This is a genomic window from Lysinibacillus sp. FSL L8-0126 (assembly GCF_038630385.1).
Taxonomy (GTDB): domain Bacteria; phylum Bacillota; class Bacilli; order Bacillales_A; family Planococcaceae; genus Lysinibacillus; species Lysinibacillus fusiformis_D.
On sequence record NZ_CP152028.1, the window covers coordinates 1,286,687 to 1,311,251 of the forward strand.

General features: G+C 37.0%; 16 protein-coding genes. 6 read left to right on the forward strand and 10 right to left on the reverse strand.

The genetic code is table 11. The features are described 5' to 3' along the window. Positions 1–76: 76 nt before the first annotated feature. The gene (locus tag MHI34_RS06200) at positions 77–1,639 is read right to left on the reverse strand and encodes an AraC family transcriptional regulator (RefSeq protein ID WP_036125824.1); all 1,563 of its coding nucleotides are present in this window, start codon (positions 1,637–1,639) and stop codon (positions 77–79) included. Positions 1,640–1,737: 98 nt separating this feature from the next. Here MHI34_RS06200 and MHI34_RS06205 point away from each other — a divergent pair, with 98 nt between their 5' ends. Next, positions 1,738–2,694, forward strand: a complete 957-nt coding sequence (locus MHI34_RS06205; protein ID WP_058845289.1) for an ABC transporter substrate-binding protein — start codon at positions 1,738–1,740, stop codon at positions 2,692–2,694. A 38-nt stretch (positions 2,695–2,732) separates the two neighbouring features. Here MHI34_RS06205 and MHI34_RS06210 read toward each other — a convergent pair whose 3' ends face one another. Further along, positions 2,733–3,704 carry an AraC family transcriptional regulator gene (locus MHI34_RS06210; protein WP_036125819.1) on the reverse strand — a complete coding sequence of 324 codons (972 nt, stop codon included), beginning with the start codon at positions 3,702–3,704 and terminating at the stop codon, positions 2,733–2,735. A gap of 89 nt (positions 3,705–3,793) precedes the next feature. Beyond that, positions 3,794–4,960 (reverse strand): MFS transporter, encoded by a 1,167-nt coding sequence (locus tag MHI34_RS06215; RefSeq protein ID WP_271912095.1) that lies wholly within the window; start codon positions 4,958–4,960, stop codon positions 3,794–3,796. A 232-nt stretch (positions 4,961–5,192) separates the two neighbouring features. Between MHI34_RS06215 and MHI34_RS06220 the strand changes: the two genes are divergently transcribed. The 5 genes from MHI34_RS06220 (at position 5,193) to MHI34_RS06240 (ending at position 10,932) form a co-directional block, all read left to right on the forward strand. After that, positions 5,193–6,149 carry an ABC transporter substrate-binding protein gene (locus MHI34_RS06220; protein WP_342504264.1) on the forward strand — a complete coding sequence of 319 codons (957 nt, stop codon included), beginning with the start codon at positions 5,193–5,195 and terminating at the stop codon, positions 6,147–6,149. A gap of 97 nt (positions 6,150–6,246) precedes the next feature. Next, a complete protein-coding gene (locus MHI34_RS06225; RefSeq protein WP_036125811.1) occupies positions 6,247–7,881 on the forward strand; it encodes an ABC transporter substrate-binding protein in 1,635 nt (544 codons plus the stop codon). A gap of 34 nt (positions 7,882–7,915) precedes the next feature. Then, complete coding sequence (locus MHI34_RS06230; protein WP_342504265.1) at positions 7,916–9,103, forward strand: helix-turn-helix domain-containing protein; 1,188 nt, start codon at positions 7,916–7,918, stop codon at positions 9,101–9,103. Between the two features lie 45 nt (positions 9,104–9,148). Continuing rightward, entirely contained in the window at positions 9,149–10,135 is a 987-nt protein-coding gene (locus MHI34_RS06235) for an ABC transporter substrate-binding protein (RefSeq protein ID WP_058845285.1), read from the forward strand. Next, positions 10,132–10,932: an alpha/beta hydrolase-fold protein gene (locus tag MHI34_RS06240; RefSeq protein ID WP_036125805.1), complete on the forward strand. Its 801-nt coding sequence runs from the start codon at positions 10,132–10,134 to the stop codon at positions 10,930–10,932. The genes MHI34_RS06235 and MHI34_RS06240 overlap by 4 nt, the downstream gene beginning before the upstream one ends. Positions 10,933–10,979: 47 nt before the next feature. Here MHI34_RS06240 and MHI34_RS06245 read toward each other — a convergent pair whose 3' ends face one another. From MHI34_RS06245 to MHI34_RS06275, 7 genes are all read right to left on the reverse strand, one after another. Next, positions 10,980–11,948 (reverse strand): ABC transporter substrate-binding protein, encoded by a 969-nt coding sequence (locus tag MHI34_RS06245; protein ID WP_271912090.1) that lies wholly within the window; start codon positions 11,946–11,948, stop codon positions 10,980–10,982. A 128-nt stretch (positions 11,949–12,076) separates the two neighbouring features. Beyond that, positions 12,077–13,657, reverse strand: a complete 1,581-nt coding sequence (locus tag MHI34_RS06250) for a helix-turn-helix domain-containing protein (RefSeq protein WP_271912089.1) — start codon at positions 13,655–13,657, stop codon at positions 12,077–12,079. A 477-nt stretch (positions 13,658–14,134) separates the two neighbouring features. Beyond that, positions 14,135–14,989, reverse strand: a complete 855-nt coding sequence (locus MHI34_RS06255) for an IS3 family transposase (RefSeq protein WP_342504450.1) — start codon at positions 14,987–14,989, stop codon at positions 14,135–14,137. Then, on the reverse strand, positions 14,974–15,480 hold the full coding sequence (locus MHI34_RS06260) for a helix-turn-helix domain-containing protein (protein ID WP_342503599.1): 507 nt from the start codon (positions 15,478–15,480) through the stop codon (positions 14,974–14,976). Before MHI34_RS06260 ends, MHI34_RS06255 begins: the two co-directional genes overlap by 16 nt. A gap of 407 nt (positions 15,481–15,887) precedes the next feature. Further along, on the reverse strand, positions 15,888–17,828 hold the full coding sequence (locus MHI34_RS06265; RefSeq protein WP_342504266.1) for an AraC family transcriptional regulator: 1,941 nt from the start codon (positions 17,826–17,828) through the stop codon (positions 15,888–15,890). Between the two features lie 115 nt (positions 17,829–17,943). Further along, positions 17,944–19,854 (reverse strand): AraC family transcriptional regulator, encoded by a 1,911-nt coding sequence (locus MHI34_RS06270; protein ID WP_342504267.1) that lies wholly within the window; start codon positions 19,852–19,854, stop codon positions 17,944–17,946. A gap of 125 nt (positions 19,855–19,979) precedes the next feature. Next, on the reverse strand, positions 19,980–24,236 hold the full coding sequence (locus MHI34_RS06275; protein ID WP_342504268.1) for an S-layer homology domain-containing protein: 4,257 nt from the start codon (positions 24,234–24,236) through the stop codon (positions 19,980–19,982). Between the last annotated feature and the right edge of the window lie 329 nt (positions 24,237–24,565).

Sequence of the window (24,565 nt, forward strand, 5' to 3'; positions counted from 1 at the left end):
GATAATCATTCTCAATAATTGTAGAAGAAAGTAAAATAACTGTCTATGTATGGAAGTGATTTGTTCCCTTGTACTTTTATGATGTTAGTACTTCCATTAATTTTTGTAATTGAGCCACTGTAGATAATGGGTCATAGCCATAAAATAATTCATATTGATTCATAAAGTACATCTGCTTCTTTTGCACTGCCGTAAGTGACCGCCATTTTTCTGACTGCAATACTGTTAAGAGACACTCCTTTCCAAAATCGGTTGTAGGAAGAGCCGTAACGAATATATAATCAGCTGGAAAGTACACAATATCTTCAATATCTACTGTTAAGTAGCCTGTTTGTTCAATGTTTTTCGTGACTATAGCATCTGGTCGACTAAAGCCTAAATCCTCATATAATATATGACTTCCTCTCCCATGACTACTATTTAAACAATATGCTTGATGACTACCTATTTCCCAAACAATAGCGGTACCCCTTCTTGACCCAAGTTGTTGATCAAGAATATAGTTACAATGCGCTATTTGTTCATCATATTGCTGAAGCCAGCTCTTACACACTTCTCGTCTATCAACAATATCGGCAATCAGCCCAAATTGCTCTCGCCAACTCAATTGTCTACATGGTAGCTCGAATACAGGGGCTACTGACAGTAATGCTTGTTTCTCCTTGCCACCACTGTAGTTAACAATGACATCTGGACATGCTGCGGTTATCTCCTGATAATTTGACGTAATAGCATACTCATAGCCTTTAAGCCTCTGCAAAGAGGGTACTGGCTCGATGCCCTCCAGAAATGGAGAATACACCCCCAACACTGGCGTAATGCCTAGAGCAAGTAAGCAGGCTGTATGATTGGTATTAAGCGCAATGACACGCTTCGATTTTTGATAATAAACTGTCGGTGACATACCCACTAATTCTTTAAATTTCCGACTTAAATAAGTACCCTCACGGTAGCCAACCTCCTGGGCAAGATCATCTAATTTCGGCATCGCTAACAACAGCTTTTTCTGGGATTCTCGTATTCTTAGCAACGTTAAATATTCACTATATGTATGACCAGTATGCTTGTGGAAGGTACGTGAAAAATGCTCAGGACTTACTTGTGCATTTTCAGCCAGCTGCTCCCTTGTTAATTCTTCACGAAAATGTAGGTTGATATAATGAAGTACCTTATCAATCCATAGTTGTTGTTGTGTATTATCACGTAAATGGTTGTATAACACTTCAAGCATTTCACCAAATAATTTTTGTAAGTGAAACGGATTGTTACCTTGGGCGTCCGCTTCCTTTTCTATTTCTTTAGCTAGATTCATGAGCCGATAGGAGCCATGTTCAATTAAAATAGCATCTTGTAATAAATGATCCGTTTTAGAGCCATATGCACAGTATTGAATGACGATTCCGCTACTTTCACCTGTTTCAAGTAGATGAAAATCGTCAGTATCGTTCAACAGCATAACAGAATTTGAACTAAGCTGAATCTTCTTACCTTGGTGGGTGCACTCTACTTGTCCCTCATAAATGATGACAATAATAGGATGTGTGAAATGTGCTGCTTTGTCATTTAACATTTCTTGTAATGTCACTATTTGAATAGGTTGATAAAAAATATGGGACAGTAACTGACGATCTTTGTTCATTTCGTTTTATCTCCTAAACATCAAATTGATATTGATTATCATTTTCATTATAATGAAATAGCATGATAGAAATCAATTGAATTAGGAGGCTTATCGTTTTGACAAAATATATAAAACAGAATGTCTTGTTAATAGGCATTTTTATTATTTCCATCCTATTAGCTGCATGTGGAAATCAACCATCTTCCTCATCCGATACAACCAATGAAAAGAGCACTAATCGAGTTTTAACAGATGCCATCGGTCATGCAGTGACCATTCCCAAAAATCCTCAGCATGTCATTGCACCCTATTTAGAAGATCACCTTGTAGCATTGGGCATAAAGCCAGTTGCACAATGGTCAGTCAAAGGAGGTACCTCTATCCAAGGCTACCTTCAAGATTCATTAAAAGACATCCCAACAATTGAATTTGATCTTCCTTACGAAGCTGTTACAAGCTTTAATCCGGATTTAATTGTAATTGGTTCACCTGAAATTGCTGAAGGTGAAAAATACGAGCAATATAGCAAAATTGCGCCTACTTATGTCATGGGAGCAGAGGATAATAATTGGCGCAATAAGCTCTTAACAATGGGCGAAATTTTTGGTCAAACAGATACAGCAAAAAAAGTCCTTGCAGATTATGATCAATTTGCTAAAGAAGCTAAAGAAGATATTCACAACAAAGTTGGAAGCCCTTCTGCCACTGTCATCTGGAATATTAAAAATACAATTTATATGGTAAGTGACACAGCTTCTAGCGGTGTTGTTCTTTATGAGGATCTCGGACTACAAACACCAACCTTAGTAAAAGAGGTATCAGCCTCTGCTGCTGGTGATTGGTCACAGGTTTCTTTAGAAAAATTTATACAAATAGATGCTGACTATCTTTTTGTTATTAACAGTGATCATACAGGCAGCACTGAATTATTAAGTGATCCACTCTTAGCAAATATACCTGCTATTAAAAATGGCCATGTTTATGAATTTGACCAAAATTCAAGTTGGTTATATTCAGGGGCTATTGCTAATCGGCAAATCATTCAAAATGTCGTAGATAGCATTGCTAAGTAAGAAAACCCCTCCAGCGTCAACATAACGCTGGAGGGGTTTTAGTGTGAACTATATTTTACAAATTCTCGAGGACTCAGCCCATACCTCTCCTTAAAAACCTCAGCAAAATGACTTGGATTCGAATACCCGACAGCATTTGCCACTTCCATGACATTCATTGTTCCATTTTGTAGTAAATAACAAGCCTTTTCTAATCGTTGCTCACGTAAGTAGCCAAATACTGTTGTGCCATACATTTCTTTAAATCCTTTTTTCAACTTATAATCATTTAAGCCAATTAAACGAGACAGCTCCATGAGTGAAGGAGGATTCACTATATTTCCTGCCATGATGGCTTTTGCTTGAGATAGTTTAGCTCTATCGTCCTGTGAAAATTCCATTGAATTAGTAGGATGAGAGAAAAAGGTTTGAAATGTTCTCGTTAAAAGCTGTAAAGCCATGCTTTCTAACTCCAAATTAGTCATCCGATTAGCTGCTATCCCTTCTAGCAGCTGTTTTACCATAAACAAATCAAGCGAATCTATCTTCTCTTGAAACAAACGATAGGGATATCCTTGAAGAACCTTAGAAAACTTGGTAGCACCGCCATTGCCATTGATTTTTTCCATGTAATGATTAAAAGTTGTTACGGGAATACCGATGCCAACCATCTGATAAGACTCATCTTTATTAAATAAAAAATTTGCCTCTACTTGCTCCATTAATTGCAAAGTACATGTTCCTGGCGTTACTTCATATTCACAATTAGAAATATGAACGCCACGTGTCCCTTGCAAGCAGTAGCTAACTTCCACCATTGGCTTCGCTGTAGAGATATACATTCGATGTTCTTGATGAAATGAATAATCCGATACAACCACCTCTAAATCTGCACGAGGCATAAAACGATGTATTGCCCCTTCCTTTATCGATGATTGGAATGTCATATATTGTGTTGCATTTTCCTGTGGTTTTAGTATCTCTAATGCATGAAAAAATTGAGTGAAATTTTGATGAAAGTCGATATTCATAGCGTTCACCATCCCTCAGTATTTTATTGAGAATGATTATCAATAATTAACCAAAGTATAGCAAAGGTACATCTTTTCCGCTATGAAATTTAGAATTCTTCTGTTGTTGCAGTAGTCATTGTAAATGCTAGCAGGATACATATAAAGAAAACTATCGCTCCAAAGCCATAAGCAACTGGAAATCCTCCAACATGCTCAATTAACCAACCTGCTAAACCAGGCCCCATCATTTGACCAACTGCATAAAAAATGGAAATAAATCCGATGGCAGATGCAATATATGGAGGTGGCACTTGCTGGCTTGCCTTCATCTGAATCAAGACAAGAACACCACCGAGTGATGAACCCCAAATAATAGAGGATAATATAAACCCTCCAATATTTTCAAACACTATTGGTAGTAAATCGCCGACAACCGATAGTAGTAAAGCCGCTGTTAATGCCTTTTTAACACCCATTTTATCTGCTAACATTCCCCAGAATGGAGCGCCTCCAATCGACACGATTCCCGCAATGGCATAAATGGAACCTGCTAGTCCATTGGATAGCCCAAGGCTTTTCATATAGCTTGTTTGGTATAGATTAGGAATAAGATAGACTAGACCAACAGCAAAATAAATACCTGCAATGATATATAGCTGCTTATTGCGCCATGCTGTTGTTTTTTCCTGTATTGTATCCTTCTTAACAGGATTTGGTTGCTTTATCGTCCAGAACGCTAACAACATGACGATCAGTGTCAAAATCGCAAATACTAACCACGCCCCTCGCCATCCTAACGTAGGAAATTGTTGCAGCATAAAAGGGACGAGTAAGCCTGATAAAAGCATCCCAATTCCAGCTCCACTCATTAACAGTCCCATGACAGTCCCTCGTTTCTTAGGGTATAGGCTAATGGCTATAGATAGTAGTGGTGTATACACAAGTGCACTACCAGCGCCTGCAAAAAACAGTGTGATAGCAGCCTCCCAGAAGCTAGTGACGAAAACTAGACCCATCAATCCTAAAACAACACAGACTCCTCCAACTAACAGAACATTTTTTGCACCAATGCGTATTGTGAGTACTCCTGAAAGTCCAACAGTTAGTAAATAGCCTAAAAACAGCATTGTACCTAAGTAACCAGACTGAGAGGTCGTAAGGCTTAACCCCTCCTGCATAAACGGTAAAATAATGCCATAGGCCATACGTGCAAATCCTGTCGTTGTAACAATTAATAGCATACCTGTTAAGACAAACACCCAAAATTTTTTCATTTGTATACTCCTTTCATTACATGCATCTTAGTTCAATGAAAGGCCCATTTTCCACCTATGGAAGGATGCTTATACGGTTAAACGGATTTTATTTTCTGCCATTTAAAAGAGAAGACATTCGCTTTTTGGATAAACCTCAATGACCCATTTTTTGTTTGTCCATTGTCCTTGGACAATGACTAAATTATGCTAATCAATATCGATAATGATTATCATTTACGGAGGAATAGACATGAAAAAATTAAATCGACATATACTCATTTGTAGCCTATTACTACTGATGGGGATATTTATGGCTGCTTGTGGTTCAAGCAATGAAGAGACAAATAAAAAAGGGACAACAACAACTGAAGCAACAACTCGTATGTATAAGGATTATTTAGATCATGAGGTTGAAATCCCAGTAAATCCACAGAGAGTGGTTTATCATGGAGAAGGATACGGTGATTTGCTTGCATTGAATATTAAAACAGTTGGTGCAGGCTTCTCCTGGATTACAAATTATGCTTGGGAAGATCGTGTAAAAGATGTAGAGGACGTTGGTTTTCCTATTAATGTTGAGAAAACATTGTCATTAAAACCAGACCTTATCATTATTGGTACTTCTGATGATAAGACATATTCACAGCTTTCTAAAATCGCTCCAACTATAGTGCTTGATACTTTCGCGCCTTTGGACCAACGTTTGACAGAGCTAGGCGATATACTTAATAAAAAAGATGAAGCAGCACAATGGATAGATGACTATACAGAAAAAGCAGATAAAATGTGGAACTCACTTGTAGCTGATGGCAGCGTTAAACCAGATGAAACGGCATCGGTTTTAACCTATTATCCAGGAGACCGATTATTTGTAATGGCACGTGCTGGACTTTCTCAAGTTTTATACGATTCAAACGTTCTTAAGCCTGGTGACAAAATACAAAAAATACTTGATGATGGAACAGGCTTTGCTGAAATCTCCACAGAACTTCTTCCTGAATATGCTGGTGATCGAATTTTCATCCTAACACCAGTAGATGATGAGGCGAAACAATCGACAAAAGAAATGATGGAAAGCTCGATCTGGAAGAACCTACCTGCTGTGAAAAATGGACATGTTTACACAATTGATATTCAAAAAAGTGATAGCGATGCCTCAACTAGAGAATGGCTGTTAACACAAATACCTACTATGCTAAAAAAATAAATAGCAAGAGACATTTCATCTTTGTTGAAATGTCTCTTTACTTTTTATACAATATAGTTAATTGATAATCATTTTCATTTAGCAAGGAAGTGAACAGATGGAAGACAATATTTCATCTTCTTTTAACAATAATTTACTATTTCATTTAGAAGATATCGACTATATTTCACAGAGCTATCCGTTTATCTCAACTTCTCACCATACGATGATACTTTTTATGGATGGCTGTGGCACATTAACGATTGATGATATTCCCTATTTGGTGACGAAAGGGAAGATTTTTCTTATACAACCTCATTCTATGATAGATTTATCGGATCTAACGAAGCAATTCCATTTCTATAAAATAACTTTTACAGCTTTTCAGCTAAAACATGAGTACCCTTCTCCATATTTAGGAGCCCTTTTTTCTGATGAAGTGGAGTATACCGTTTACCCAAATACGCGCTTTATTCGTCTTACCGAAGATCTATATCATTTAAAGCCTAAATCAGATTATCTTAAACAACACGGAATCTTGTATGAACTATTAAATTTATTATTTGAACATCAGCTTCATGTGAATTACCAATTAACAATGACAAAGTCGGTTGAAGAAACAATTAACTATATACATAGCTACTATCAACAGCCTTTAACCGTGAAAAAGCTGTCAGAGCTAGCTCATATCGCTCAATGGCAATATAGCGCAATCTTTCAAACTTTAACAGGGAAAAAACCGTTAGATTATATTACAGATTTACGTCTTACCAATGCAAAGGAATTATTGCTACAAACAAATGAGCCGTTAAAGGATATTGCACAGCAAGTTGGATTTGATGATGAATATTATTTTAATCGCCGCTTCCGACAAGTGATTGGGATTCCCCCAAAGCAGTTTGCACGGCAGTATAAGCAAAGAACAATTGTAAAAGATTGGACTGGACATGAGGTAGTCATCCCTTCCTCTCCTCATCGTATTATTTATCATGGAGAGACATTTGGCGATATGTTGATTTTTGATGTACAGCCAATAGGTGGTGACAAAAACTCTATTAGTAAATCTTTTTATAAAAACCATGTTCCGTACATTCAAGATGTAGCATTTCCAATCAATCTAGAAAAATCTTCAAAGCTTAATCCAGATTTAATCATTTTTACAAATAACGACGAACGGCAATATCAGGCATTATCGTCGATTGCTCCAACTATTACCCTAAATTCTTGGGATTCATTAGAAGAACGCATCCGTCTATTAGGACAATGGCTAAGCCAACAACAATGTGCAGAAAATTGGCTAACACGTTTTAAAATCCAAGAACAAACTATGTGGCAGCAGCTACAAACCGTTGTAGAGTCTGGTGAAACGGCATCAGTTTTGACCTTTGATCATGGTAAACGCCTTTATGTCATGGGCTGTACAGGTCTATCCCCTGCCCTTTTTCATCCAGATGGATTTCAACCTCACCCGCAAGTAAAAAAATTACTTCAAGCAAGCATGGGGTATAAGGAAATTCCGATAAACCACTTGCCTCAATACGCTGGTGATCGAATCTTTATGCTTTTATCTGATAAACCAGAATCGCAAAAGGCAACGATGGAATTGATGCAAAGTGATATTTGGAAAAGCCTCACTGCTGTACAAAATAACCACGTTTATTTAGTGGATGCAACAAAGTGGAATTATAGTGATGCCTTTACAAGGGAGAAGTTACTCGGTGCATTACCAAAGTTATTGGTTACTGTAAAGTAATTCCCATAATTATATACAAGGGGTGACATGTTACATGAAAACGGAAAGCATAACAGATAGAATGACAACTCAAATTTCATTAAAGGATATTCGAGATTATATTGCTAAAAACCATCATCAACCACTCACGATGGAGCATCTGGCACTCATTTCTGGTCTAAGTTCTAGCTACTTTGGTGAGGCATTTAAAAAGGCATTCGGTCAAAGTGCCACTGATTATTTAACGGAGCTGCGTATTGGACATGCTAAGCAGCTATTGCGTGATACAGATCTATTGCTTCGTGAAATCGCTAGAAAAGTTGGATACAGTGATGAATTTTATTTTAGTCGGAAGTTTAAAAAGGAAGTGGGGGTTTCACCTTCTGCTTTTAATAAAATAGCTCGTCAGCGAATCTCTACTTTTTCTGTTTCAGCTACCGGGAATTTATTAGCACTTGGCATCATACCTGTTGCAGCTCCATTGAATGCCAAATGGAGTCCTTATTATTACAACCATTACCAAGACAAAATTCAAGTGCATGTCAATATTTTTGATGCAGAGTCCGAAGACAACTTTAGAAAATTAGCCTCTGCTAAGCCAGACATTCACATTTTCCAAGAGGAGCCCTCCCTCTCCATGCTTGATTGGCTTCAAACAATGGGTATTAAAAATGTCTATATACAAGCTAAGGACTGGCGAACACAGTTAAGAGAGATAGCTGTTGCTGTCAAAAAACAAAGCGTGGGTGAGCATTTCATTCAAACATATGAACAAAAGGTATTACAGGCTAAACAAGATATCAAAGGAGTGACTGGGGAGGATACTTTTGCTGTTCTCCGTTTATGTGGCGACCAATTATTTTTATATTGTAATAAAGGCATTCAGGATGTGCTCTTTACGGATTTGCAGCTTCGTCCTGTCGATGCGCAACAACAAACATGTAACGAGCTTATTACACTTGAACAGCTAGTAGATATAAATCCAGACCGTCTACTATTTATCATTTGCCCAGATTCGCCCACTCGGAATTATTGGCTCACTTTACAATACCTCGATCATTGGAAAGAGCTCCAAGCCGTAAAAAATGGACATGTATATGTTTTGCCATCAAATCCTTGGTTCGAATACTCTGCTATTGCTATAAACCGAATGCTAGATGAAATGTTGCTGATGTTAACCGGAAAAAATCCAAACCCTTTTCCTGTTTCCGTCCATGGTATCCTATCAGACAGTGATTTATAATTCCATTTGAGAATGATTATCAATGGAAGGAGACTTTGATGAACAATGAAACAAAATTGTCGTAATCACTGTCAAACGATTTTAAAATCTGCCTATATATTAGCGATGTTATTGCTTGCTATTGGCATACTTTCGGCATGCAATGACCAATCAAGTAATAAAGAAGAACAGGCTGACTCAGAAAATACGAAGGAGCAAAGTGTTTATCCATTAACAATAAAAGATGAGGTTGGCAATGATGTGACACTACCTGATAAGCCTACAAAAATATTTGCACCTGTTATGGAGGATTCGTTATTAGCTTTTGGCATCAAGCCTATTATGCAATGGTCGAATGGTGTTAAACCACAGCTCTATTTACAAGATCAGCTACAAGGCGTACCTGAAATTAGCTTTGCAAGTGGTCCCCCTTCAGCCGAATCAATTATGGCTAATAAACCAGATTTAATTATTTTGCACAATTCATTTTATGTGGAAAATGGCACATACGAAAAATATGCCAAAATTGCTCCAACCTATGTATTTAATAATGCTGCAAGCGATTTAGAAGGCTCTATTAAAATTTTAGGGCAATTACTTGATGAACCAGACAAGGCTGAGCAAGCTTTACAAGGCTATCAAGAAAAGGTGGATGCAGCAAAAACAAAGCTAGCCTCCATCACAGAAGGTAAAAAGGTTGCGTTAATTCGCTTTAATGCAAAAGGAATGTTTTTCATGACTGATGAGTATTTCAGTGGGTATGTCTTAACACATGAATTAGGATTTGAACAAAGCAGCTACGTGAAAAATGGTGCCTTTGAAGTATCATTAGAAATTCTACCTGAACTTGATGCCGATTATATTTTCCTAATCAATGATGGCAATCTTGGAGATGAATTTATAAATGAGTTGAAGGACAGTAAAATTTGGCAAAGTACAGCTGCCTTCAAACATAATCAAGTATTTGAAACATCCGAGGATTATTGGCTAAATGGTGGTATTCATGCACAAGGAAAAGTGATAGAGGATGTATTGGAGTTTTTAGCGCCATGACAACAATGACAAAGAAACCTTATACATCAGATAACTACTTTGAAGTTGCCATGACATCTCGTCAACAGCTTGACTATCGAATTTTAATTGCTGCCCCAACAGAAGCACCACCAGCAGATGGCTATACTGTTATATATGCCTTAGATGGGGACGCTCTTTTTCCAACGCTCGCTGAGGCAGTAAAATTACAAACACGTAAACCAAAAGGCTATGAGCCAATTCTTGTTATTGGGATTGGCTATCCCTCAAAGGAACCCTTTGATATGGAACGACGTTGCAATGATTTTACACTACCTGTTAGTGAAGCTCAGCTACCACCACGTCCAGATGGATCGCCTTGGCCTCCTAATGGCAAAGCCAATGAATTCCTAGACTTTATTGAGCATGAGCTAATGCCTGCTATCGCAAAGGAGTGGCCAGTCAATAAGAAGAAACAAGCGGTTGTTGGTCATTCATTAGGCGGTCTTTTCACACTGTATGCTCTATGTGCGAGACCAAATTTATTTAGTCATGTAGTAGTCGGAAGCCCCTCTGTTTGGTGGGCTAACAATGCCGTACTAAAAGAAATAGACAAATTTGCTGAAACTTGGAACAGTCAGCATACTATTAATCTCTTACTTACAATCGGCGCTAACGAGCTGCCAGATATGCTTGAAGGAGCTGATCAAGCAGCTGAACAAATGAAACGTTTAAGCGACAAAAACATTCTTACTGATTATGTGAAATTTGATGAGGAGGACCATGTGAGCGTCCTCCCTTGTATGCTTAGTCGTCTTCCCCGTTTTTTGGATTCCTAGTAGAAGACCCAAGTGGTAATTTATCCACTTGGGCTTTTTTGTAGCATTTACTTCTCTTGCTCTAAATGGTTCTTTAACATTTTAGCAATTTCTTCAACCTGTGATTCCACTGCAATTGGATCATATGGCCAGAAACGTTCGGGATTTAAGTAGAATACTTTATTATTTTTAACTGCATCAATCGTTGACCATACAGGGTCATTCTCATCAAATTCCGCTTCTCCTGAAATGTCTAAAAAGATATAGTCACCTGCATAATCTGCAATCTTTTCCTGTGAAATACTCAGTGCATTAATTTTTGGCTCAATTAAATCCTTGCGTACTAATTTCGGTGGTGTTAAACCTAGCTGCTGATAAATTGCTTGTCCACCACGATTTACACCATCACCATAGACATAAAAATCCTTTCCAAACGGACCCATAAGAGAAAAAGTCGTTCCTTCTCTAATTAACCCTTTAATAGAGTCCTTTGCCTTCGCTACTTTTTTATCAAATTCTTTTAGCCATTTTTCCGCTTCCTTCTCTTTTCCTAAAATCTCCCCAAAAGCTCTCATTTCGTCATGAACTTCATGATATGTACCATAAGGGATGACCAATGTAGGGGCAATCTTGCGGTATTGCTCATTTAATTTTTCATCTCCTCCAACCGTGACTATTAAATCAGGTTTAAGTGATAAAATTTTTTCAACCGAGCCTCCATCAATTTGACCAATATCTGTGATCCCTTCACTTAATTCCATAGTATAAGGGCTTTCCATTTCCCAATATGGTGCACCGACTGGTTTAACATCAAAAACTAAAAAATTTGCTAAATACCCTTGCGTAACGATTCGTTGAGGATTGGCAGGTATTTCAACATCACCATCAACTGTTTTAATAATTTTTGTATCTGTTTCTGAATTACTTTTTGACTCTGACTGAGGGCTTTCTGTCGCTTTGCTACAGCCACCTAAAACAATTAAAATCAACAGTAGCATCATTAACCCTATCCAAATTCTTTGCCTAGCCTTGACCATTTTTTCCACTCCTATCGATAATGATAATCTTTCTCAATCAATATCCTTATCGTAATGGTCTCTTCTTCAATCGTCTATTTCAAAATGTGAGAACTTGCATATGGACAAAAGTGACATTGGCTTCATTATTAATGATTATATAGCTTTTCTAGCATAATACTAAGTTGTTTTTCTAGCGTTAATCCATCATTGCACCAAAAATCATTCAGCTTAATCGGATAAATGTTCCTTGTTGGATCTTCTAATAGCTGCTTCCAAGCTTTATGCTTTAATAACTTATTTGGAAAATCTTGATAATAATCTTCTGTGAGGACAACAAACATGTGGTTAGCAGCGTAGTTAGATAATATATTTTCCTCTATAAAAAGATGACTATTTACTTCGAGCACCTCTTGCTGAATACGTGGAGGAGGAGTTAACTTTAAGCCATTATATAAATTATAGGTAGCTCTTGCAGTGGTATTCCAAATACATATTGTATGATCCTCCCATACCTCATATAAACCTACTGTTTCGTGAGGTTGTATAATGAATTCGAGCTTAGCAGCTGCTGTATGTGTAATGGATTGATAATGCTCAACCCACATCGTTGCCTCTGCCTCACATCCAAGAATTTTCCCTATAAGCTTAACTTCTTCAAGTCGATCTAATTGATTCCATGGCAAAACCAAAATGGGTGCAAGTTGCTCCAATTTTTCTAACTTGCCTGGACAATAATATAAATATTCAGGCACAATGATTAGGTCGATGTCCATTTTCTCCAGTTGATGAGTTCTATCTTGCTCCAGATCAATCGTACCACTAAGCTCACGATGTATAAGCGGTGATACTTCCCATGGTGTAAAAGGAGCAGCAATTGGCTGTATGCCTAAAGCAAGTAAATCACCACTATATTGGAATGCTACAATACGTCTCGGCTTTGGTCTATACCGATACTCACTTGGCGATACACCAACAATTTGTTTAAACTTTCGGCTTAAATAGAGTCCATCTGTATAGCCAACTTTTCTCGCAATCTCGTTCAATGTGGCATCCGTCGAAAGAAGATACATTTTGGCTTTGTCTATTCTCACTCTCATCAAATGGTTCGAGAAACTACGCCCTATTTGTTGTTGAAACAATCTTGAAAAATAACTTGGATTAAAACCCATAAGCTCTGCTAATTGTGAACGATTTAGATTTTGATCATAATGGCGATTGATATATGCTAGAGCTTCTCGCATAATCAAATCTACTTTCTCTTTATACGGCTTTAAAGCTTGGATAAATAAATGTAATATTTCCTCCAACAAAAAATTTTGTCTACTATGAAAATGCTGTTCACCTACGTCTATCTCACCTACAAGCTCTTGAAGAAGAGTAACAGCACGATACGATAATGTTTCTACACTAGCAATTGAGCCATGGGCAGGCAATTGTTTATGATCGACACGATAAAGCAATAAATCAGCATTTTCTTCAGTAAGACTGTACATTTGAAAAGATACAATGTATAAATGAACAACTTGGTGATTTGCTTTTTCTAACTTTGCTATTTTTCCCGCACTAAGATATATCATTTCATTTTTATCTAAACATAACCATTTTCCATCTAAGGAAATTTTGGTAGCAACGTCGCAAGCTAATAAGGTTGGAAATTTTGTATGAAGTGAATATGTATTAACCTTTTCTTTCCATTCAATTATTGCTGTGTCCATTAATCTATACATTTTGCATCCACCTTAATATAATTGAAACAATCATTATAGAGTCATTATAATTGATAATAGTTATCATTAAAAGTCAAGCAAATATAGATAACTATAATTGCTTGACTTAGTGTTGAAAAACAAAACCATCCATAGAATTTATGTGAAAGGTGAAAAAGGATTTCCGTTGCAGGCTACTTGCTTTCCTGTGGGCGAGCGCCGAGCCGCTTCCTCCGCTACCGCTCCGTGCAGGGGCTCGCCTGTCTCGCTATCCCACGGGAGTCAAGTAGCCTTCCACTCCAATCCATAAAATAAAAATGTTAACTTTTTAGCAAAAAAGGGAAGGTATTCATTACTCTTTTATGGAGGGGTGTTGTCACACATCACTTTTAATGGCTATTTTGTTCAGGAAAAGACACTTTTGCAGAATGGTTGATTGGAGTGGAGCCAGCGTCACTCCTAGGGGATTTAGTGAACTGACCCCAAAAATTTGAACTTTTAAGAAACTCTTCGAAACTCAACTGGACTTTTTCCGTTGAGTTTTATTTTTATCCGTTCATGATTGTAGTAGTGGATATAGCCTACTAACGCTTTTTTGAATGCTTCGTAGTTCTTAAACGTTGTTGCGTATAGAAATTCTGATTTCATAATGCCAAAAAAGCTTTCTATCACGGCATTATCTAAACAATTTCCTTTCCGTGACATACTTTGCTTGATTTCATGTGTTGCCAATAACGCTTTAAAACGTGGTATTTGATATAACCATCCTTGATCAGAATGGACGATTAAGCCACTCTTTTTCGATAACTTTGTATACGTAAATGCCTTCTTAAAAGACTGTTGAACTAACTCAAAATTAGGTGATTTTGATACCTCATACCCAACGATTTCTCGATTGAATAAATCTAATACAGCGGATATATAGATTTTTTGACCGTTTATTTTAAACTCCGTTACATCGGTTACCCATTTCTGATTGGGTGCAGTGGCTTCAAAATCACGTTGGATGACATTCTCTGCGACATAGCCGACTGTCCCTTTATACGAACGGTATTTTTTAGGGCGTACCGTCCCTTTTAAGCCCAATTCTTGCATCAATCGTTGGACCGTTTTATGGTTGATGAAAAACCCTTCATTTCGGAGGGCTAAACAAATACGACGATAGCCATAACGCCCCTTATGGTAATGAAAAAGCGTCTGAATTCGTTCTTTGATCGCCTGATATTTATCTGGTTTTACCCATTTTTGGAGATGATAATAATACGTACTTTTCTTAAGTTTCGCGACTTTTAATAGAGCTTGAAGAGGAAAATCCAACCTTAGCTCATAGACAGCTCTTACTTTTTCTTGGATTTGAAGGCATCCTTTTCTTGAACTAAGGCTTTCAACTTTTTTAAATAGGCATTTTCCATCCGTAAATACTCAATTTCCGCTTTTAACTCATCCGTTGTTTTTCCATTTAAATCGGACGAAGGTGGTTGTTTTTTTGGCATTGATTGGCGCTCCTTTTCTACTTGATAGAGCACCTCACCAGCCGTTGACATCGATTGTTTTTTCCATCTCCGAATGGTTTCACGGGAAGGAATATTAAACTTCGCAGCAGTCTGAAGGAGCGAATCGCCCGTCTCTATCAGGTGTTGAATTACTTTTATTTTAAAAGAATCTTCGTAATTCGTGAACCCTTGAGGACGAATAATTCCTTCGATGCCATGATAGCGATATAATTCAATCCATAATCGAATGTACTGTCGATCCCTCTGTAATCGATTGGCAATCTGATACGTACTTTCTTTTTCTTCAAAGTAAGCTAGAACTGCGGCTAATTTTTGTTCATCAGAAATCACTAACTGCACCCCCTATAGTAGATTTTTAAGTCCAATATTTTGGGTGCAGCTCATAGCATCACAGAGGAGACCCTGGAGCGAACGCAGTGAGTGAAGCGGCTCATCGGACGCCCCCTGGAAAGGACGCTGGCGGAACGGAAATCAACCCCTCGCCTTACCAAATTGCTTATTATGCCGTTGACATTACCTTTTTTCAACAACAAGTCAAGCAAATATAGATAACTATAATTGCTTGACTTTCATAGTTTATCGTATTTAATTCTTTAGAAAAGCCAGCTATTTCTCTAACAGTTTTGATAGTCCTCTTTACTATCTATTGCCCCTGCTGGATGATGATTTGATAACGTCTGCCTTTATTTAGCAAACACAAAAAAGGCTAAGGATTTCCCCGAGCCTTTCTAGTTTACTTATTTTTTCAGTATATTTGGAAATTCCTCTAACAGCATGTTACTTGTTGTCATATCATCATAATTCCATTTATCCTCAATAAAGTGAACTTTATTGTTCTTCACGGCAGGTAAGGAGTTCCACAATGGCTCTTGTGTTAATTCATCAAATGCCTTTTGTGCCTCTTTATCTCCAGAAATTAATACAAATAATTGATCACCCACAAGTGTCTCATGCAGTGTTTCTTTAGTAATTTCAATATATGGCCCACTATTTGGCTGTAATGCCTGTACCTTTTCGTCCATAGTATATCCTTTGTCTTGATACAGCAAGCCTGCTACTCCGCCTGTTTTCATCACGAACATTTTTTTATTCCAAAAAAATTGGAATACGACAGCCGTTTCTCCTTCAGTCACCTTACCATCTGCGCGAAGCTGTTCCCACATTGCATCGGCATCTTCATTATATTTCCTCAGTAGCTGCTCTCCCTCTTCCTTTTTACCAACAATATCAGCAACGACTGGGAATCGATCCTTTAATGGCTGCATACCATCGAAAACAACGGTTGGTGCAATTTTAGAAGCTTCTTCGACCTCATTATCCATAATATATGACAGCATAATCAAATCGGGCTTTAACGTCAGTACCTTCTCTAAATTTGTTGGAAAGCCTATATCTGTTGAACTAATTTTCCCGTTATCTTCTAAAACACCGCTCTCGATGAAACGACGATCTACCCCAACAGGCTCTATACCTAATGCTATTAAATCACCAATTGCATTACCCTGAAGGACAATTCGTTCTGGATTTGTAGGAATGTCTACTTCTGTCCCTTGAAAGTCTTTGTAAACCCTTGTCTCAGAAGAGCTAGCTGACTGACTTTCTACTACAGTCTGATTTTGTCCAGTAGTTTCATTGTTTAGATTAACAGTACCTCCCGTACATGCTGATAATAGTAACGTAATACAAAGTAGTGCCATTGCTGTGAATGAAGCTCTTGAACCTCTATGCATATGTATAACTTCCTCTCGCTTATATTGATAATGATTATCACTATCAATATATCGCCATATTGGTCTCCAAACAATGGACGATTCAATGCTATTTTGAGGACGATGTATAGCATTTTTTCTTTCTTGTTTTCTAAAACGTAATGGCGTAACACCCCTATGCTTTTTAAAAAGACGGCTCAAATAATAAGGGTCCTTATAGCCCACATTTTCGGCAATTTCCTTCAATGTGGCATCCGTTTCTACTAATAAATTTGCCGCTATATCAAGGCGAATCTGAATCAAATAGTCAATTACACTATAACCCGTTTTCTTTTTAAAAATGGACGCTAAATAAGGAACGCTATAATTCAAATTGGCTGCAATAGATTCTAGTGTCAAAGCCTGTGCATAATGCTCTTGTAAATATTTCATTACCTGTCCTACAAGGTCGGGCTTCATCATATCTATACCTTGGCTATGTAGTTGCTGTAGCAGATTATGAACAAATTGATAGAATAATGATTTCACATGAAAGCGATCTATTCCACCAGACTTCCTCCACTCCTGCTCCATCAATTTAACTTTGTGAAAAATAGCAATCGGGTAACTGGGTATATAGCTATATTGCAGTTGAAATGGATTACTTTTATCCATTAGGCGTAATACTTCCGGGCGCATAGGATTAGGCATGGTCGCTTTATAAAAAATCAAATAATACGCCAACTCATCCTCCGTTAGAAAAATATCTAAAATAGTCCCTTTGCTACCATGTATGACTTGAAACTGCTGAATAATATACTCGATTTGATTGAGCTGAACTTGCGCCCTTCCTCGAGAAACAAAAATAAAGCCATTAGCTGGCATTTTATAAGACTGTAATGTTTCTCCCATCCTCATAATCTGATGCCGAACATCTAGCACTTTGATAGCAGCATGATCCCACAGGTATATATGGTCATCAACATTCATAATGCACATAATTCCTCCTACCTATCTTTTTTACTACTATCATTATAATTGAAAATGATTCTCAAATGAAAGCCAAACTACATTGATGGTAGTTTGGCTTCCGAAAATATTCATGTTATTCATTTTTATGCATTTTGTTAAAGGCTTCTACTACAATATCAAGCTGCTTCTCTAATGAAACGGGATCATTAAAGTAGGAAGCATCACTATCTAATATAGTGACCTTGTTATTTTTCACCGCAGGTAGCTCATTCCATAAAATACTTTCCTTTAGAAATGCAAGTGCTGTATCTTCTACAAAAATAAAATCTCCTGCATAATCCAGCAAACGTTCAATGGAAAATGCAACTCCCCATTCTTTCGACTCAAGTGCTTCTTTTTGAACCAAGGCTGGCGCATTTAGCTGGAACTCCCCATAAATAATTTCTCCACCTCTAGAATAATGATCACCATATATGTAAACCTCTTTGTCAGTACCACCCATTAGAGAAACGGTCTGATCTCCAACAACCTCTTGGATAGTTGACTTGTTGTCGGCAATTTTTTCATCCCAATTATTTATCCATTGAGCGGCTTCTTTTTCTCTATTAAGCATCTTACCAAACTCTACTAATTGTTCACGGTAACTCATGGCGCCATACTTAATGCCAACAGTTGGCGCAATCTTTTCAAAGTTTTCAAAGCCTTCCATGCCATCAAAAGCAATAATTAAATCTGGTTTCAATTCCAAGATTTTTTCAATCGATTTGTTGTCACCAATACTTTCAATGCCATCTATTTTACCTTCAAAATAAGGATTACTTAACGCAAAATCAGACATACCAATAGGTTTAATGCCCAATGCCAATAAATAACCCGCATAACTGTCTGCTACAACTACAATACGTTTCGGATTTTTGGGAATCTCCACTTCTCTATTCGCCGCCTTATAAACGATGGTTGCTTGTGTTACTTCGGTAGTCTGTCCTTGTGTCTTGGACTGTGGGTTTGTGCCATTCGAACAAGCACCCAATAGTAGTGTTAGACAAAGCAATACTATCGCTGCAAAGTTTGTTTTATGTTTCTGAGACATTGGAATATTTTCTCCTTTTTTATATTGATAATGATTATCATTAACAATATATCGTTGAAACATTTCCCCTTCAATAGAGGATTCCATGATGATTTGTGGAGTATCTTCTAGTATGCCTTGTTCCATTACTCGTTTTCTATATTTCCCTGGTGATATTCCTAGATGTCTTTTAAAAATACGATTAAAATAATGAACATCTGTATAGCCAACACTTGTCGCAATATCCTTTAAAGACACGTTTGTTGATTTTAATAGAGCTACAGCCTTTTTCATTCTTGTATGCATGACATATTCGATAAAGCTATAGTTGGTCTCTCTTTTAAATACTGCCGATATATGTGATACACTGTAATTTAAATGCTCTGCAAGAGACTCTAGCTTTATCGAATCTGCATAATGCTCATCCACATACCTCTTTATTTGACTTACTAAATCTGTTTCTTTTACATAGCTCTCTTGGCTACATAACTCTTGATATATACTTAATATAATTTGATAGAATAATGTTTTAACTTGCAAACGTTCCAGCCACCGTGATTGTTGCCAGCTTTCGTACATAAGCTGCACTTTTTCATAAATAGTTACCGGATATTTCGGTACCAAGCTAAACTGGATTTGAAATGCATTTCTTTTCTCAAACAGCTGAAGAATCCTTTGACCAACAGGATAAGGAACAGAACCTTTATAAAAAATAAGGTAGCACTCTAGTTCATTAGTTATTTGATTAATTTCTAAAGCTGCCCCTTTACCGCTATGTATCATTTGAAACTGAATCACGTGATAATTAGTTTGATCCAAATGCACTTGCGCTGTTCCACGCGTGATTACTATAAGTACACTTGTTGGCAATTTATAAGGCTGTAATGTATCCCCTATCCTCATTACTCTATGACGAACGTCTAATACCTTGATAGAAGCGTAATTCCAGAGTAGTAGATGTTCTTCTATATTCATGTCGACTTTCACCCTCCTTCACTATGTATTATAAATGATATTGATTATCATCCACTTTTAAAATAACGTGTTTAAGTAAATAAAAAACACTAGCTATTAGAATTGATAGCTAGTGTTCTTATATTCTATTGAGTTCTAGGTTGGATTAAGACATAGTTTGGAGCTGTTGGAGATGTAGATTCCTTCGCATAAACTATATTTCCGTATTTATCCTTCGTAAATAAATATATTTTTTGATCCTTTTGGAATATGTTTGTAGAATTTGGATCAGTGCTTGTTTGAATAGCCGTAAATGTTTTTTCAGAACTTGCATCTGAAGGTTTTGTTATTTGTCCCTTACCATAAGATATTATTCCTCCGCCAGGAATGTCTGTGTAATTACTGCTATCAGCTCTTTCGATAATATCTTTAATATTAGCTATTGTTAAGTCACCCTGGTTTTTTGAAAGAACTGCATAATAGTAATGCTGATTCCATGTTATATCTGCATCTAAGTTAGCAATAACTCGAACCTGCTTAGAAATATTTAAGTCACCTGGGTACTGTATATCAGGTACTAACGTTGCTGAAGTAATTGTATTCACTTTTGTTGGATATTTGTATTCTGCTTTTAATTTACTGAATGCCCATCCGCCTTTATCCTTCGCGGTAGCATTGATTGTCATATCAAAGCTTTGTGTAACTTCATTTGCAAATGTTAGTATCATTTTACGTGGCTTCCATTCATCAATTTCATCTACCTTATCCTGCCACTTCCATGAAGCATAAGTAGGAGTAATTGCAGTGCCTGTTTCAGGATTCACTAATTGGAAATCTGAGTCTTTTAATTCAATAGCCTCAGAAAAAGTCACTTCTAATGTTTTTCCATCAAGCTGTTTAACGATCGGATCCTCTACCTTTGGTGGTGTACCATCTGAGAAGAATTTATATGCCATTACACCTTTGTCAGTTTCGCCTGGTGTCAAAGTAATTGTTTTATTTTGCTGTTCATCAAAAGTATATACTTTTGACTCTGTACCTACTTGAAGCATTGTTGCATTTTTATATCTATCTTTTACCGCAACATAAAGCTCATAATTTTGATGGGGTTCTAAAGAGGTAAAATTAATTTCATTAGTACCCTTTCGCATATTGCTAGCTCTTCCTCTTTCAATAACCTCCTCAGCACTTGAAGGTACTGGAACTGTTGCATCGCCAGCTTTTCTAAGAATATAGTGATACGTACCATCTTCATCTGACATAAATTTGAAGGTAGCATTCTTATCTCCTTGAGCTATCTTTATCGATGTATTTTCAATTTTCGGTGGTGTTTGGTCATCGATTACATGTCTAGTCTCAATATCTGAAACATTTCCTGAACGATCGCGCAATACCATATAGATAGAGTAGCTCTTAAACGGATTTAAATTTGCTGTTGGTAATGGGATTACTACCTTTTGTTTTCCTAGTTGAGCAGGTTTATTACCTCCGCTCCCAACAATATCGATTTCTTCTGTTCCAACCTTAAATTTTGTTTCATTTAATTGGACAGCTTCAATTAAACGTAAGCGGTCATCACGTGTAAGAGTTATATCTGACTCCATAATTAGATAATGATACGTTCCTGCTTTTGAAGCATTAAACTCAAGAAGTGTTTGGTCCTTTGTATTATTAATTACTGGTTCTCCTATAATTGTGAGGACTGGTAATTCAATATCGTTATGAATGTATTCGGCTGTGTTTCGCGGAACAGTATTATTTGGAATGTTATTGATATTTTCAAATTCGATATCAGCCAAATCTTTAACATTCGGTGATATTGTAACAACTAGATTATCCCCGTTTACAAAGCCTGTTAGTGATGGAATGGTGAAAATTAATCTTTTCTGAGCTTTATTATAGACAACCTTTGTAGGATGTATCGGTTGCTGTGCACCTTGATTGACTATCCCTGTACCTGAAAGATCATAGTTCTCTATTTTTTCAGCAGAAATAGGATCTAAATCCTCACTCACGGTTAGATAAAATTCATTTTTAATCTCATCTAGTAATACAAGTTGTCCACCTACAACATATGGTGGGATATTATCAAGCTCACCAGTTTTAAACTCTTTAACCGCCTCTTTAGGTATAGGATCTACCGAGAAGTTGCCTGAATCATCCTTCATGACAACATAAAGTTGATATTCGGTTTCAGCATCTAATTCTGTTAAAATTCCTGTTATTCCAAGTTCTCCAGCTTTTGCTTTCCCTTTACCTGTTGGGTTTGCGACGATATCTGCCGTCGTCGGGTCAGCTGCTGTTGTTTTCTTACGTACATAATAGTAATAATCTCCAGGTTCACTTGCTGCAAACTTGAATTCAGCACGTGTTCCTCCATGTAAAGGCGTAACTTGTAGAGATTTAACTACTGGTGGAGTTGCATCTTTCATTTGGAATGCTTGAGAGACAATATCAGATGCATTTTTCGAGCCGTCTACAACCATGATGTAGATGACATATTCTTTTTTCTCACCTAGATTTGACACTTTTATTGAGTTTGTGCCTTTGATTGCTGCACTACTTCCGTATGCAACGTTTTCAATTGAAAGATGGTTTACCATTTCACGTTTATTAGGTGCCTCTGCTCCCTTTTCACGCACAATATAGTAGTACGTACCTACCTCATCAGATGTGAAATCTGCTTGAATCTCACTGCCATTGAGCACTTTGACATTTGTAATACTTACAATAGGCTTTGTTTTATCATCTGGATTCTGATTCTCGTTTTCGTCTTTATCGATTGGTTTGCCATCTGGATCTGTGATATTTCCGATATTGTCTTTATCATCTAGGAAATCATCAAAGATATTATTTGGAGATTCATCTTTAGGTAAAATGACTTTGTCGATATACGTATAGTCCCCAATGTCAACCTTGCCGTATGAATTATCAACATATAGAGTACCGATACGGCCATCTATATACAGCTCTAAATCTGTATAACTGTTGTAGTTTATCCAATCAATATTGCCATCTCCATAGATCGTTAACTTTGTTTCGGTATCCAGATTTAATGTTCCAATATAGCCTTGAATTTCAAATTCGCGAACACTTCCGATGATGTCTACACGTGGTAGTTTCATATTGGATTCGATTTTTGTCCCTGTTTGTGATACTACTAGTCTCGAAACAGTGCTGTTATAAAATTCAAGATGCTTTTCAACATTTTTCATTTCTTGTTTTTCTTTTGACCAGTTGACAAATGGCTTATCTTTATCAGGATTTTGGTTCGTCCAATTTTGAAGATCGTTTGTTGAATTGTTATTAGATGAACCATCGCCTTTAGTATTATCTGGATTTGACCAGTTGATAAAAGAAATATTATTGCTCGCCACACGCCCAATGGATAATGGTTGATTGTTAGTAGCACCTAAATGCAATGGTGGTCGAACTGTTTCATTGACAAACATAGTACCTGTCATCTTCAGATTCGAAAATTCAATATAGTTGCCATTAACTACAATGGTTGCACCTAATGAACCATAATCACCATCAAAATCAAGGAATCTTGAGCTTGTTCCGCTTGCATTTAATGTTAGTTTAGAGATGGATCGAACCTTCTTACCAGAAAGATCACCCTCAATATAAGCACCCTTTAAGACAGGTGCATTATCGTCATTAAAAATATGTGAAAGGCTTTCTGGAACTGCATAGGCTTCACCATTTATATAAACGGCATCATCATCTACATCTATAATTTTGAAAGATGTTTCATTGTTCTTTTTCTCTTGTGAACGAACCACAAAAGAAGCAAACTGTCCGCGATTTACAGCATCAAACGGAGAGAATGTCACAGGTGTTGTGCCTTCAGTAATATTTAAATCGATAAGTGTTTGAATATAGATAGCATTGCTTGATTGGCTATCTACATCTTTAAAAATATTGTTGTAACTAGGAGATACCTCCAAATGGAATGCTAATACTAATATTTTTGCTAATTCGCCACGAGTCATCACTTCGTTTGGCATAAATGTGCCATTAGAATACCCAGACATAATGCCCGCGTTTTGCAATGCTGCGACAAATTTATAAAATTCGCTACCCTTCGGTACATCCTTATAATAAGGATTTTGGACATTTCTCGTATCCAATTTTAATGCCGTTGCAATCATTTTTGCTGCTTGTCCACGTGTTACATTGACATCAGGACGGAAGGTTTTATCGGCAAACCCGTTAATCACACCCTGAGAATATAATTTTAATATATCGTTATAATGAACTGAGTATTGGTCGATGTCTGTAAAGGGAGAAATAGCCGCTGCCGCTTTTTGTGGTGGAGGTACTACAACGGCAATCCCACTTGTAGCAAATACTGTTGCTATCAAGGCTTTATTTACTTTTTGGATTTTAGATTTATCCATCCCACTCTTCCTTTCGCTTATGTATTTTGATACGTACAAATATCATTTCCTCATACTCTTTATATCGGCTCGTAGCTAACGAACCTTCATAGATAAATCTAAATTAGTCAGGTAAATTTCTTGATTAATCAAATGACCTTTCTATTTCTGAAATGGTGATTAATTTTTCAGTTTGCTAACTGAGTGATTCGCCATTTTGACTCACCTTTCTATTTCTTTTGGAATGATAGCCCTTCTTAATGAGCATCTTTTCCCACTTTTAGAACGGGCTCTACACTTTGACGAGCTCTTCCATGTGATATCACCACTTCTCTCCTCTTCAAACCATT

Coding starts and splice junctions, on each gene's coding strand:
- MHI34_RS06200 (WP_036125824.1), bottom strand. CDS start 1,639: ATGAACAAAGATCGTCAGTTACTGTCCCATATTTTTTATCAACCTATT.
- MHI34_RS06210 (WP_036125819.1), bottom strand. CDS start 3,704: ATGAATATCGACTTTCATCAAAATTTCACTCAATTTTTTCATGCATTA.
- MHI34_RS06215 (WP_271912095.1), bottom strand. CDS start 4,960: ATGAAAAAATTTTGGGTGTTTGTCTTAACAGGTATGCTATTAATTGTT.
- MHI34_RS06220 (WP_342504264.1), top strand. CDS start 5,193: ATGAAAAAATTAAATCGACATATACTCATTTGTAGCCTATTACTACTG.
- MHI34_RS06225 (WP_036125811.1), top strand. CDS start 6,247: ATGGAAGACAATATTTCATCTTCTTTTAACAATAATTTACTATTTCAT.
- MHI34_RS06230 (WP_342504265.1), top strand. CDS start 7,916: ATGAAAACGGAAAGCATAACAGATAGAATGACAACTCAAATTTCATTA.
- MHI34_RS06235 (WP_058845285.1), top strand. CDS start 9,149: ATGAAACAAAATTGTCGTAATCACTGTCAAACGATTTTAAAATCTGCC.
- MHI34_RS06240 (WP_036125805.1), top strand. CDS start 10,132: ATGACAACAATGACAAAGAAACCTTATACATCAGATAACTACTTTGAA.
- MHI34_RS06245 (WP_271912090.1), bottom strand. CDS start 11,948: ATGGTCAAGGCTAGGCAAAGAATTTGGATAGGGTTAATGATGCTACTG.
- MHI34_RS06250 (WP_271912089.1), bottom strand. CDS start 13,657: ATGTATAGATTAATGGACACAGCAATAATTGAATGGAAAGAAAAGGTT.
- MHI34_RS06265 (WP_342504266.1), bottom strand. CDS start 17,828: ATGAATGTTGATGACCATATATACCTGTGGGATCATGCTGCTATCAAA.
- MHI34_RS06270 (WP_342504267.1), bottom strand. CDS start 19,854: ATGAATATAGAAGAACATCTACTACTCTGGAATTACGCTTCTATCAAG.
- MHI34_RS06275 (WP_342504268.1), bottom strand. CDS start 24,236: ATGGATAAATCTAAAATCCAAAAAGTAAATAAAGCCTTGATAGCAACA.